Below are 12,514 nucleotides of genomic sequence, written 5' to 3'. Positions count from 1 at the left end.
CTGGTTGGGGGCATCGAAAGCACGGTAAAGGTAGGAACGCGCCATGGCGCGTTCGTCGCCTGCGCAAGTCCAAAGCAGTTGTTCAACGGTCGAACGCGCCATGGCGCGTTCCTACGGCACCTTGCTGTATACCACTGCCAAATACTCTTACGGCTTCAGCTTCTCCAGTAACTCAAAAGCCCGCGAATTGTATTTCCAGACAAAAAAATACGGCGTTTGCACCGCGCCAAACTGCACCCGGATGCGTTCCACGGCCGGCAGCATGCTGCCCTCAAAATCGAAGCAGGCCAGGCCCAGCACTTCGCTGGCGTAGCGAATAGCCTCCCACACCAGCAAAATGCCCGCGCCGCTCTCTCGCAGCGCCGGGTCATCGCCCGACAAATGGTAGTAGGCGGCCTGCTGGTCCCAAATCAGGTAAGCTGCCGAATGCACCCGGTTTTGCGCATCCACGGCGAAGAAGTATTGCCGGGCTCCGTGCGCGGCCAGCGCCGCATCGTGCCGCGCAAACTGTGCCCACGAGTACGGCATAGCCAGGCCCTGGCGGTCGAAGCTCCGCTTATTGAGCCGGTAAAATTCCTCGGGCGGCAGGTTATGCACTACCCGCACCTGCTGCCGGGCCTTCTGGATATTGCGCCGCAGGTTGCGGTTGATGCCCGCTTCAAGCTGGGCGAGCTGGTGCAGGCCGTTGAGGCGGTAGGTGTAGTAGGTGGTTTGTCGGAAGCCCTGCCAGTAGAAGGGCAGCCAGTTGGTAGCCGTGGGGTAGAAATTCTGCTTAAAAGCCGCGAAAGCCGGCAACTGCCCAATCAATTCCTCCAGCAGCCCGTGCTCTTTTTTGAGGAGCCCCCGAAACTCGGGCAGCAGGTACGGCCCCAGCATTTTCACGAAGGGCGGCATCGTGACGTAGCGAAACGGCCCTTTCTTTTTGTGGAAGAACGGCAAGGCTCCCACCACGCGGCCATTGTCGTGGGCCAGCACCACGTCCCAGGCCCCGCCTTCGGCGCAGGCATCGAGGTACCACGGCTGGGCAAATATCGGCACGTCGGGCGCGGTGCGGCAGAAGTCGCGGTACTGGTCAGAAGCAGACATCAACGCGGAAACGCTAGTTGGGAGCCGCTGCGGTGCAGGGCCCATCGGTATAAGTACGCACGCCGGCGTTGCGGGCCGCGCAGGGGTTGGAATACGTCTTGCCATCGCAGCCACACACGGGGGCATATTCCATCGTGCAGATGCCCTGCGGGTTGACTGTGGCCGGGTCGATGCAGGCGGAAGTAGCGGCAGGTAGGGCACTGCGCCGGCACGCCGGGGCCAGCAGCAGTGCCGCGCCCAGCACCCAATAGGTTTTCATAAGCAGCGCCAGTGAGGAGTGGGGCGAATCTACGCCCGGCGGCCCCAATTCCCGCCGCAGGGCCCGTTCAGGGCCGGTATGCACGTATCGGACTCCGGAAAATTTCCCGCCAACCTCAACCCCGGGCGTTGCCTACCGTATAGGCAAGCAGAAAGAGCACTGCCATCACGCAATTCATTGCTGAAAGGCCGGAACACGGTTTCGTGCTTATTTTGCCTCAATTCTAAATCCCTCAATTCACCTTCATACCCATTCTCATGTCGTACCACGAAGAAGACAACAACGCCGGTAAAATCCTTTTAGCTGCTCTTGCCGGTGCCGGTGCAGGCATCATTGCCGGCATGCTGCTGGCCCCCGATAAAGGTTCGACGACCCGTGAAAACTGGAAAGGCGCGGCAACCAAATACAGCGGCCAGCTCGGCGAGCAGGCTACGAAACTGGGTTCCGACCTCGAAGCTAAATTCAAAGAATATTCCGGCAAGCTCGAAGATATGGGCCTGACCGGTGCCGGTGCCAGCCTGAAAATGAAAGGCAGCTGGGACGAAATCAAAGGCAAGCTGAAGCAGCAGTACGCGCAGCTTACTGACGAGGACCTTACCTATGCCGAAGGCCAGGGCGACGAGCTGGTGGGCAAGTTGCAGGACAAACTCGGCAAGGGCAAATCCGAAGTAACCAAAATGCTGAACGATATGTAAGCCAGCTCTTGCTGGTTTACCCGAAGCCCCGCGCCGCAAGGTGCGGGGCTTTTTGCTGGCCCAACAACTCGGCCCGGTTTCCCGTTAGGGAAGAAACAAATTCTTCTATTTTCCTGCAAAACCCATGAAAGACGATAAAGGCAAAGTCATTTTCTCGCTCATCGCCGGAGCCACCGCCGGCATCGTGGCCGGTCTGCTGCTCGCCCCCGAAACCGGCGACGACACCCGTTCCAACCTGCGCAAGTCGGCCTCCAAGTGGGGCGGCGACCTCAGCAAGCTGGTGAAGGACGCCCTGGCCAAGGCGCAGGGAGCTGAAGCGGCCCATACCAACCCTGATGCCGCCGCGAGCGAAGACAAACAAGAAGACAAACAAGCCGCCGACCGCCTGCTGGAAGGCCTGGGCGCTGGCACACCCTCCACGGCCCACACCCACAGCCACGACAACCCCGACTACGATGGTTTCGGCGACGACACCCGTCACCGGGCCAAACTATAGGGCCTTCGCGCGAAAAAAAATGCTTTTGCGTAACCCATCGGTCGCATATCCGTAAACTCTCCCACAGCCGACTTGAAAGAAGGCCGAAACGTGTTGTCAGCAAAATTGCCGGTCGTAGGAGCTTCTACTGAAATTGGTTAAACAACTCAGTAGTAAAATCAGACGGTCCCATCGCAAGCTTCTGAGAACGTCAGCGGTTTGAAGGGTGGGAAGGCTGTAAAAAAGAAAAGCCCCGCACGATATTTCGTGTGGGGCTTTTCGATTTCGGACCGCAGATGGCAAAGATTTTTGGATTAGATAAGACGCGGATAAACCAGCAATGAACCAGCAGTAAACCAATCATGCTGGTTCGTTCGCATCTCACTTAATCACTAAATCTCCCTAATCTGCGGTTCCGGCTTCATCTGCGGGAAAAACAGCACGTCCTGAATGGAGTGCGAGTTGGTCATAATCATGCTCAGGCGGTCGATGCCGATGCCAAGGCCGGCCGTGGGCGGCATGCCGTACTCCAGGGCCCGCAGGAAGTCCTCGTCGAGCACCATGGCCTCGGTGTCGCCGCGCTTGCCCAGCTCCAGCTGGTCCTCGAAGCGCTGGCGCTGGTCGATGGGGTCGTTGAGCTCCGAGAAAGCATTGCAGATTTCCTTGCCGTTGCAGATGGCCTCGAACCGCTCCACCATGCCGGGACGGTCGCGGTGCTTTTTGGCTAGCGGCGACATTTCCACCGGATAATCGGTGATGAACGTGGGCTGAATCAGCTTGCCTTCTACATGCTCGCCAAAAATCTCGTCGATGATTTTCGCCTTGCCCATGCTGGGGTCCAGGTGCACATTGAGCTTGGTGGCGGCTTCGCGCAGGCTGGCTTCGTCCATCTCGCCGATGGCGATGCCGGTGTACTTCTCAATGGCCTCGAACATGGTGTAGCGCTGCCAGGGCCGCTGGAAGTTGATGACATTATTCCCCACCTGCACTTCGGTCTGGCCATGCAGCGCCATGGCCACGCGCTCCACCATTTCCTCTACCAGGTCCATCATCCAGGCGTAGTCCTTGTAGGCCACGTAGAGCTCCATCTGGGTGAACTCCGGGTTGTGAAACCGCGACATGCCCTCGTTGCGGAAGTCTTTGCTGAACTCGTACACGCCATCGAACCCGCCCACAATCAGGCGCTTGAGGTACAGCTCATTGGCAATGCGCAGGTACAGCGTCATGTCCAGCGTGTTGTGGTGCGTGGTGAAGGGCCGGGCCGCCGCGCCACCGTACAGCGGCTGCAGAATCGGTGTTTCCACTTCCAGGTAGCCCTTGTCGTTGAGGAAATTCCGCATCGACTGCACCAGCTGGGTGCGCTTGATGAACGTATCGCGTACGCTGGGGTTCACCACCAGGTCTACGTAGCGCTGGCGGTAGCGCTGCTCGGGGTCGGTGAAGGCATCGTAGGTCGTTACCTCGCCGGTTACTTCGTCCTTTTGGGTTTTCACCACGGGCAGGGGGCGCAGGGCCTTGGCCAGCAGCTTCAGCTCCGTGACGTGGATGGACGTTTCGCCCACCTGCGTCTTGAACACGCGGCCCTTCACGCCGATGAAGTCGCCCAAATCAAGCAGCTTCTTGAACACCACGTTATACAGGGTCTTGTCCTCGCCGGGGCAAATCTCGTCCCGGTTCACATAGAGCTGAATACGGCCCGAGGTGTCCATCAGCTCCGCGAACGAGGCCTTGCCCATCACCCGCGACGACATCAGCCGCCCGGCCAGCGTCACTTCCTGGAAGTTATTAAGCTCAGGATGATAGTTGTCCTGGATTTCCTTCGCATAGAACGTCACGTCAAATAACTCCGATGGATAGGCTTCAATGCCCAGCTTTTCCAGCTCTTCGAGTTTCTGGCGGCGCTGTATTTCCTGTTCGCTTAAATGAATCACGGATTGGCTCGGATTTTAGCGGATTTCACGGATTTTGTAGACGTTATCCGGCCCGTAAGCCGTGGCTCGCGGGTATCGAACAGCCCACTGTGATAATCTGCGGGATTGAAAAAATAAATTATTTGCAAAAGTAACTAACGAAAAACGCCGCCCCTATTCGGAGCGGCGTTTATACTTTTTCACCAAACGAACCCTGCGAATCGCGCCGACTACAAAATCCGTGAAATCCGCTAAAATCCGAGCCAATCCGTGGTCTAGGCGGCCATGCGGTACTGCGGGGCTTCCGCATTGAGAGCCGGGGCGCTCGGCGGCGTCGGCGCCAGCACCGGCTCAACGCGGGTGCGCAGACGCTCCTGCACAAAGCCCGACTGCAAGTGCAGTGGCAGCTCGGCCACCAGCTGGCGGTAGCGCTCCAGGCCCAGGGCCTTGGCCACGTAGGTTTCGTGCACGCCGTTGAGGTAGCTCACCAGGTTCAGCAGGGAGGCATGAAACAGGCGGAAGTCGATATCGGCCTCCACGTAGCGCTCAATCTCACGGCTGGTCTGCGAAATGCGCAGGCGGCCCAGCAGGTCGAAGATGGTGGTGTAGCCCAGCCGCCAGGTAATCTGCTGCCAGTGCGCGGCCGTCCACTTATCCAGGGGCCGGCCGGTTTTCTGGCTGCGGATAGCCGTATTGGGGTTGGTCTGCACCTGGGCGCGGGTCCACTGCGCCTTCATCTTGCGAGTAGTGCGCAGGAACTGCCCAATCTGGGCCTGCGCATCAATCTCCTTGCCGGCGATGTGCAGCCCGGCCTTGTAGCCGGCCAGCGGCAGGCGATGAATGCTGAAGTCGCCATACGCGCCGGCCGCATAGAACGACACCGGGCGTGGGTAAGCATTCTTCACCACCAGCCGCCCCACCTCCCGGCGGATAAGCTGGCTGTTGCTGCTGCGCACTCCCGTGGTGTACAGAAAAGCCTGCAGGCCCGATAAGATGGCGTGGTAGGCCTGCGGGAACGTCCAGTGAAGGGCATTGCGCAGGAAATTCTCATCGCCCAGCTCAGCGGTGGCCCGCAGGGCGTACTCCGTGCTCCAGCTCGTGTGCAGCAGCTTGGTGAGGGCCGCCACGTCGGCCTCGTTCAGCTCGGCCGTATGGCTGCGGAAGAACGGCAAGTGCTGCAAGCCTCCCAGCAGGTCGTCGTTTTCCTGAATGTGATAGTTAATAGCGAAGAAGTAGTTGAGAAAAACCTGCGCCGGAATAGACTTGCGCCAGGTTTCGTCAGCCAGTTTCTGCTCTTGCTCATCGGCGATAGTGGCTACCGGCGGGTTGAGCGGAATAATGCGGGTTTCCTCGTGAGTCGTCATGCTAAGTAAACAGCATAAGCAGGACTTTTAGTTGCCTGTTTGCTAATTTTATTGTCAATTTTAATATGTATTAAAATTACTGATAATCAACTAGTTATTTCAAATTAAAATAATCATTTGAAATAATACTCTTCACCCATATTTACTAACAAGGTTGTCATGCTAAAAAAAAGCCAAAAAAAGCTCCCGCACCAGAGGATGCGGGAGCTTCAGCCTCCTAAGTAAGGCGGTGGCTAGTTCTTTAGCTCATCCTGAATCACGGCTACGGCTTCGCCGATGGTGATGTCCTTTTTCAGGCTTTTGGTGAAGCGAGCGGCTCGGTTCACCTTCACCGTATCGCCGCCCAGGGCGCGCACATCGGCGGCCAGGGGCGAGAAGGCGAGGGCAGTGGTGGTCTTCTGGGCCTCTTCGTAGCGGTCCGAAATAAGCTTGGCCTGCTGCTGTTCAGCCCGGTAGGCACTCAGCTTGAGCGAGACGGTGGTTTCGTCCTTGCGCTTACGCATGCTTTTCACCATCTCATCCATCACCTTAAAGCCGGGATTGGCCGCGATGCGGGCCTTGCTGTTGGTACGCAGCTTATCGAGCGCCGGAGCGTCGTCCCACATGCGGTAGCGGGCAGGCTGAATCTCATCCCACTTCAGCGGGTAATCCGATTCTTTCTCGCCCTGGTCGAGGTAGGAGTAGAGGTCGGGCACCACAATGTCGGAAACCACTCCTTTAAACTGGGTCGAGCCGCCATTCACGCGGTAGAATTTCTGGGTAGTGAGCTTGAGCGAGCCAATGGGCTTGATGCTGTTCAGCTCCGAGGGCAGCGCTTCGTCGAGGTCGAAGATGCGCTGCACCGTACCCTTGCCGTAAGTGCTGGTCGAGCCCATCACCACCCCGCGGCGGTAGTCCTGAATGGCTGCCGCCAGAATCTCCGACGCCGAAGCGCTATACTTGTTCACCAGCACCACCAGCGGGCCGCTGTACTGCACGCGGGGGTCGTTGTCGGTCAGCACATTGGTACGGCCCTGGCCGTCGCGCACCTGCACCATGGGGCCGCTGCCCATAAACAGGCCGGCCATCGACACGGCATCGCCGAGCGAGCCACCGCCGTTGAAGCGCAGGTCCATCACAATGCCCTTCACGCCTTCCGCATTGAGCTTGGCGAGCTCCTTCTTCACGTCGTCGGACGAGCTCCGGCCGCCGTTGTCGTTGAAGTCGGCATAGAAGCCGGGCAGGCGCAGGTAACCAATTTTCTGGCCCTTATCGGTGATGACCGACGACTGGGCGTACTTCTCATCTACCACCACCACGTCGCGGATAATGGGAATGACCTTGGTGCTGCCGTCGGGCTTCTTCACCGTGAGGCGAACTTCCGAGCCCTTCTTGCCGCGAATCAGCGTCACGGCTTTGGCCGTGTGCCAGCCCTCAATGCTTACCGGTTCGGCCGCGCCCTGGGCTACGCGCAACAGCGCATCGCCCTTTTTCAGCTCGCCCTGACGCGACGAAGCCGAGCCGGGCATAATATCATCGACGTAAATCAGGCCATCCTTCTCCCGCAGTGTAGCCCCGATGCCCTCGAAGCGGCCGGTCATTTCGTAGTCGAAATCTTCCTTGGCTTTGGGCGCGAAGTATTCGGTGTGCGGGTCGTAGGTGTTGGCAATGGTGTTGGCGTAGGTCGCCAGGCGCTCATTGGCATCCGTTTCGTTCATTTCGGCAAACTGCTCGTCGTAGTACTTCAGCACGCGCTTGCGGGCCTCGGCTTCCATCTGGGCGGGGGTGCGAGTGGGTTCGGCGGCGGTGGGGGCCTGGGCGTTGGCGGCGCTGGGCGCGGCGGTAGCGCCGCTGGGCTTGGGGTTCTGTTTGGCCTTCTCCTGCGCTTCCATCATCTCCGATACCCGGCTCAGGGTTTCGTATTTCAGCAGCTTGCGCCACAGCTCGCGCTGGGCGGCCTTGTCGGCCGGGAAAGCCGCTTTTTCAAAATCCGTCTGGAACGACTCATCCACCGTGAAGTCGAATGGCTTGGCCAGGATTTCGCGGTACAGGCCCTGCATTTCGGTGGTGCGCTCGGCCATCAGCTTGGTGCTGAGGTCGAGAAACTCATGCGAGCCGCGCTTCACCTCGTCGTCGATGCGCGTCTGGTATTGGCGCAGCTGGTCGATGTCGCTCGCCAGCAAAAACTGCTTGCGGTAGTCGAGGTGCTTTACATATAAGTCGAATACGCGCTTGGAAAAGGCGTCGTCTACTTTTTCGGGTTGGTAATGGGCCTGGGTGAGGCCTTCGAGCATGGTGCCAATCAGCACCTGGTCTTTGCTCGGCACCACCGAATCGGCCCGGTGAAACAACCGGTAGGATGCCAGAACGAACACGGCTGCCACCAAAAAGGCATACAGGCCGACTTTCAAGCGGGGAAACGACATTAGCGAAAAATATAGCGTAGATGAAATTCAAATATACGGCCGGTGCAGGGCACTTTCAGCGCAATCTGTCTACGTCAAAAACGCCATTGGGGGTGAAATAAGTGCCCGACTCCGCAAAGCCTTTCCTGAAGCAGCGAGCAGAATCGGGGGCGGTAATTTTACAGCGGGCCAACGGCACTAAAAAAGCCTTTCCCAGATGGGAAAGGCTTTTTCGTAATCACTCAGGCTAACGCCTGAAAGTCAAACTAGTACTTGTAGATTTTATCGCCGTTGTGGCGACGGAACTCGTCTTCGAAGTACTTGGCATCTTCGGCGTTGCGGGGCTTCACGCCCATCACGATACCACCGTCTTTGATGCCGCTCTCGTACTCAGCAGCATGCTCCTCGGGGATGCCCGAGCCTACCAGGGCACCTACCAGGCCACCCGTGAGGCCACCGGCACCGGCACCAGCCAGGGCAGCGGCCAGCGGACCAGCGATAATCAGGCCCAGGCCGGGCAGGGCTACCGAAGTACCAATGGCGGCGATGGCACCAATAATCGCACCGGCGGTGCCACCAATGGCCGAGCCTACGCCGGCACCTTCCATGGCCTTGTCGCCGAGGTCGGTATCAGGGGTATTGTCACCAAAATGCGTTTTGCGGGTGTCATCCGACATAAGCAGGTTTACATCGTCTTTGCCGTAGCCGCGCGAGTGCATCGACTCATAGGCTTTTTCGGCGCTGTTGCGGTCGCGGAACATGCCGCTCATGCTGCCGCCGTCGCGGTAAGGCTGGCCGGTCACGGCGTGGGCGGCGCTGTCGGTCGTGTTCTGGACGCCATCGATGGCGCGGCCTACTGCGGCACCAGCAGTGCCGGCCATGGCACCGCCCTTGGCAGTGGCGCTGAAGTCATCACCATCAGTCGAATTAGTTGGCGAAGCCCCCGTGCCGGCATTATAGCTAGTGCCTTCGTTGCTCTGGCCAGTGCTGTTGCCCATGCCGGTGCCAGTGTTGCTGGTGCCGTAGTTAGCGCCTGCGCCGGTACCGGAATTTTGCGGGTTGTTCGAATCGTTAGTGTTCATGGGATGGAAAAGGAGAGTGAGAAAGAAAGGCCAACCTACCGGCTGGTTGCTCTCCTTAACGGGACCGCCTTAAAGGAGGTTACACCCTTGCTCTTATTCCTCTTGTTTTACGTGTTTATCCCGTTTGTCCGCTTCGTGCCCGGTATCCTTTCAGGGAACTCAGGCAAATTGCTGGAAATTGGCCTCGTCGCGCCAGAATTCCCGGCAGTCGCTGATGAGGCCTTTCAGGAACTCCTCGTCCTGTTTTAGGGTGCGCCATTCGCCCATCCCCATTTTCTCGCACAGCTTGTAGAAGTTGTCGCCCTGGCCCTTGGAGCCCTGCACTTTCACGAGCGCGCTGAGTGGCGGCCGTCCGGCTTCGTGCTCGGCCAGCGAAATTTCGGCCAGCATCTCATTGAGTCGGGATTTTTCGTGTGAAATTTCCAGATTAAGTCCCAATTCAGCTTCCTGCACCAGCGTGAGGTAGCTTACGGTACCGGTTTGCAGCCGGGAATAGCGAATTAAGTACGTGCGAATACGACCAATCATGGCAGGGTTACAAGTGAGCAAAAACCGGTTTGGGGGCTGAAAATTAGCAAATTTTGGCTGCGCGGCATAACTTATTTACCGCGCCGGCACCAGCAATTTCTAACCCAACGGGCTTACTCCCTACCAGAATCGTTCCTAAAATTCGGCTGTCCGATTATCGAATACGTGACAGGACGGGTTTCAGAGCTGTTTCAGGTGTAAAAAGCGGGCGTCAGCAGTCCGGAATCAACGCCCCTGACGCCGCCGAATTTCTTTTTGAATTAGCAGAAATTCCCGGCTGCTCTGGCCCGCAATGGCGGTGTTTTCATCGGCCCGGCGCAGCAGGTAGGGCATCACGGCAGCCACGGGGCCATAGGGCAGGTACTTGGCCGTGTTGTAGCCGGCGTTGGCAAGGTTGTAAGAGAGGTTGTCGCTCATGCCGTAGAGCTGGGCAAACCACACGCGCGGGTCGCTGGGGGCAAGGTGGGCCTCCTGCATGAGCTGGGTGAGGAACAGGGAGCTGGCTTCGTTGTGCGTGCCGGCGCAGGTGCTGATGCGGTCGATGTGCTGCACGCAATAGCGCAGGGCTTCGTCGTAGAGGTCGTCGGTGGCCTGCTTGGTGGGGTTGATGGGGTTTTGTTGGCCGCGCTGCCTGGCTACGCGGGCCTCCTTTTCCATGTAGGCACCGCGCACCAGCTTCACCCCGAAATAGTAGCCCGCTTCGGTGGCTGCCTGGTGGGCGGCTTTGAGAGCTTCCAGCCGGTCGTGACGGTAGAGCTGGTAGGTATTCCAGACGATGGCCTTTTCCTGGTTGTACTTGGCCATCATGTCGTAGGCCAGCAGGTCGATGGTGTGCTGGAACCAGCTTTCTTCAGCATCGACAAACAGGCGCACGCCGTGCTGGTGGGCCCGGGCGCACAGGGCTTCCACGCGGGCCACGGCGCGGGCGTGGGCGGCTTCTTCGGTGGTGGTGAGCAGCTGGCCGGCCTGAATTTTCTCCAGAATAGCCACATTGGCCACGCCCGTTACCTTGAATACCGAGAACGGGATGTGCGCCGAGCGGTGGGCCTCGTCGATGGTGGCCAGGATTTCGTCGCGGGTGCGGTCGTAACTGCGGTCGCTGCCTTCGCCTTCCACCGAGTAGTCGAGGATGGTGCCGATGTTGTATTTGCCCAGCTCGGCTGTCACGGGCCGGCATTCGGCAATGGTTTCGCCGCCGCAAAACTGCTCGAAGATGGAGTGCTTGATGAGAAACTGGGTGCCGGGCAGGTTCCACTTCAGGGCTGCTTTCATCAGGCCGCTGCCGGTTTTTACCAGGCTTCCGTTGTTCATAGCCGCAAACAGGGCGTAGACTTTGCGCAGCTGGGCATCGGACTTGGAAGCAAAGGCCACGCGGGTGTTTTCGAACGAGACGGGCGGGGCTTGAGTGGGGGCGGGAGACAGCATAAGTTGGGCAGCTAAATCGTGGGAATTTGGGCAGGGCTAAGCAGGGCGCGAAGGTAACCGGTAAACAACGTTCCGGGGAAACGAGTTACGTTTGCCGTGATTTTCGGCTGTCGGCCGGAAAGTCGTTCTTACTTATCGCCCCAGAAATGCCCGCCGTTCCGAACACGTTCTTTACCCAACTGCTGGCCCGTAAGGGGCACCCGCTGCTCATTGCCGGCCCCTGCTCGGCCGAAACCGAAGAGCAGGTGCTGGCCACCGCCCACGGCCTGAAGGCATTGGGAAATATCGATTTGTTCCGGGCCGGCATCTGGAAGCCGCGCACCCGGCCGGGCTCGTTTGAGGGCATGGGCGTAGTGGCGCTGCCCTGGCTACAGCGCGTGAAGGCCGAAACCGGCCTGCCCACGGCTATTGAGGTAGCCACGCCGCGCCACGTAGAAGATGCGCTGCGCCACGGCATCGACGTGCTGTGGATTGGGGCCCGCACCACCGTCAACCCCTTTGCGGTGCAGGAATTGGCCGATGCGCTGGCCGGCACCGGCGTGCCCGTGATGGTGAAAAACCCCGTGAACCCCGACGTGGCCCTGTGGGCCGGGGCGCTGGAGCGGATGGAGCGGGCCGGCATCACCGACCTGGCGGCTATTCACCGGGGGTTCAGCACGTTTGCGCCCAGCCGCTACCGCAACGCGCCCACCTGGATACTGCCCATTGAGCTGAAAACGCGCTTCCCGCACATTCCGCTCATCTGCGACCCCAGCCACATTGGCGGGCGGCGCGACCTGCTGCTGCCCATCGCCCAGAAGGCCCTCGACCTCGACTACGACGGCCTGATGATTGAAACCCACCCCGACCCGGACCACGCCCTGAGCGACGCCGAGCAGCAGGTGACGCCCCAGCGCCTGGGCGAAATCCTGAGCGAGCTGAAATACCGCTACCGCTCTTCCAACAACGTCGAATACCTAAACAAAGCCGAAGAGCTGCGCCAGAAAATGGACGTGGCCGACCGCGAAATCGTGGAAGCCCTGGCCCGCCGCATGGCGCTGGTGGAGGAGCTGGCCGAATACAAAAAGGAGAACAACGTGAAAATCCTGCAGTTTGACCGCTGGCAGGAAATATTCAGCACTCGAACCGACTGGGCCAGCAAGCTGAATGTGAATAACAAATTCGTGGCCGAGCTCTACAAGCTGATTCACCTGGAGAGCATCCGCAAGCAAACCGAGGTGCTCAATGGCCGCCCGCAGGTGGATGGCGTCGAGCACCTCGGGCCGGGGCTATAAGCCGGTGCCGGCTTTTTGTGCCGACTTTTGCC

General features: G+C 59.1%; 11 protein-coding genes. 3 read left to right on the top strand and 8 right to left on the bottom strand.

The features are described from left to right. Positions 1–147 precede the first annotated feature (147 nt). On the bottom strand, positions 148–1,086 hold the full coding sequence (locus ABD819_RS04135) for a GNAT family N-acetyltransferase (RefSeq protein WP_345121283.1): 939 nt from the start codon (positions 1,084–1,086) through the stop codon (positions 148–150). Between the two features lie 13 nt (positions 1,087–1,099). Further along, a complete protein-coding gene (locus ABD819_RS04130; protein WP_345121281.1) occupies positions 1,100–1,345 on the bottom strand; it encodes a Kazal-type serine protease inhibitor family protein in 246 nt (81 codons plus the stop codon). A gap of 257 nt (positions 1,346–1,602) precedes the next feature. Between ABD819_RS04130 and ABD819_RS04125 the strand changes: the two genes are divergently transcribed. Both ABD819_RS04125 and ABD819_RS04120 read left to right on the top strand, forming a co-directional pair. Next, a complete protein-coding gene (locus tag ABD819_RS04125; RefSeq protein ID WP_345121279.1) occupies positions 1,603–2,040 on the top strand; it encodes a CsbD family protein in 438 nt (145 codons plus the stop codon). 124 nt (positions 2,041–2,164) lie between these two features. Beyond that, positions 2,165–2,536, top strand: coding sequence for a YtxH domain-containing protein (locus ABD819_RS04120; protein ID WP_345121277.1), 372 nt, complete (start codon positions 2,165–2,167; stop codon positions 2,534–2,536). Between the two features lie 371 nt (positions 2,537–2,907). Here the strand turns inward: ABD819_RS04120 and lysS are convergent, their stop codons facing one another. From lysS to ABD819_RS04090, 6 genes are all read right to left on the bottom strand, one after another. Next, positions 2,908–4,443, bottom strand: coding sequence for a lysine--tRNA ligase (gene lysS, locus ABD819_RS04115; RefSeq protein ID WP_425553917.1), 1,536 nt, complete (start codon positions 4,441–4,443; stop codon positions 2,908–2,910). Positions 4,444–4,700: 257 nt separating this feature from the next. Beyond that, the gene (locus ABD819_RS04110) at positions 4,701–5,789 is read right to left on the bottom strand and encodes a hypothetical protein (protein WP_345121273.1); all 1,089 of its coding nucleotides are present in this window, start codon (positions 5,787–5,789) and stop codon (positions 4,701–4,703) included. Positions 5,790–6,022: 233 nt separating this feature from the next. Beyond that, positions 6,023–8,194 carry a carboxy terminal-processing peptidase gene (locus ABD819_RS04105; RefSeq protein ID WP_345121271.1) on the bottom strand — a complete coding sequence of 724 codons (2,172 nt, stop codon included), beginning with the start codon at positions 8,192–8,194 and terminating at the stop codon, positions 6,023–6,025. 245 nt (positions 8,195–8,439) lie between these two features. Next, positions 8,440–9,255, bottom strand: a complete 816-nt coding sequence (locus tag ABD819_RS04100) for a hypothetical protein (RefSeq protein WP_345121269.1) — start codon at positions 9,253–9,255, stop codon at positions 8,440–8,442. 159 nt (positions 9,256–9,414) lie between these two features. Then, positions 9,415–9,783 carry a hypothetical protein gene (locus tag ABD819_RS04095; protein ID WP_345121267.1) on the bottom strand — a complete coding sequence of 123 codons (369 nt, stop codon included), beginning with the start codon at positions 9,781–9,783 and terminating at the stop codon, positions 9,415–9,417. Positions 9,784–10,008: 225 nt separating this feature from the next. Further along, entirely contained in the window at positions 10,009–11,208 is a 1,200-nt protein-coding gene (locus tag ABD819_RS04090; protein WP_345121265.1) for a proline dehydrogenase family protein, read from the bottom strand. Positions 11,209–11,354: 146 nt separating this feature from the next. Here ABD819_RS04090 and ABD819_RS04085 point away from each other — a divergent pair, with 146 nt between their 5' ends. Then, entirely contained in the window at positions 11,355–12,482 is a 1,128-nt protein-coding gene (locus ABD819_RS04085) for a chorismate mutase (RefSeq protein WP_345121263.1), read from the top strand. The last annotated feature ends 32 nt before the right edge of the window (positions 12,483–12,514 follow it).

It is taken from the genome of Hymenobacter antarcticus, assembly GCF_039539545.1.
GTDB lineage: Bacteria > Bacteroidota > Bacteroidia > Cytophagales > Hymenobacteraceae > Hymenobacter > Hymenobacter antarcticus.
This window is presented reverse-complemented; position numbering and strand designations above follow the sequence as displayed.

Excerpts from the sequence above, each read along its gene's own strand:
- ABD819_RS04095 (WP_345121267.1), bottom strand. The coding sequence starts at position 9,783 with ATGATTGGTCGTATTCGCACGTACTTAATTCGCTATTCCCGGCTGCAA.
- ABD819_RS04130 (WP_345121281.1), bottom strand. The coding sequence starts at position 1,345 with ATGAAAACCTATTGGGTGCTGGGCGCGGCACTGCTGCTGGCCCCGGCG.
- ABD819_RS04120 (WP_345121277.1), top strand. The coding sequence starts at position 2,165 with ATGAAAGACGATAAAGGCAAAGTCATTTTCTCGCTCATCGCCGGAGCC.
- ABD819_RS04135 (WP_345121283.1), bottom strand. The coding sequence starts at position 1,086 with ATGTCTGCTTCTGACCAGTACCGCGACTTCTGCCGCACCGCGCCCGAC.
- ABD819_RS04110 (WP_345121273.1), bottom strand. The coding sequence starts at position 5,789 with ATGACGACTCACGAGGAAACCCGCATTATTCCGCTCAACCCGCCGGTA.
- ABD819_RS04090 (WP_345121265.1), bottom strand. The coding sequence starts at position 11,208 with ATGCTGTCTCCCGCCCCCACTCAAGCCCCGCCCGTCTCGTTCGAAAAC.
- ABD819_RS04100 (WP_345121269.1), bottom strand. The coding sequence starts at position 9,255 with ATGAACACTAACGATTCGAACAACCCGCAAAATTCCGGTACCGGCGCA.
- ABD819_RS04105 (WP_345121271.1), bottom strand. The coding sequence starts at position 8,194 with ATGTCGTTTCCCCGCTTGAAAGTCGGCCTGTATGCCTTTTTGGTGGCA.
- ABD819_RS04125 (WP_345121279.1), top strand. The coding sequence starts at position 1,603 with ATGTCGTACCACGAAGAAGACAACAACGCCGGTAAAATCCTTTTAGCT.
- ABD819_RS04085 (WP_345121263.1), top strand. The coding sequence starts at position 11,355 with ATGCCCGCCGTTCCGAACACGTTCTTTACCCAACTGCTGGCCCGTAAG.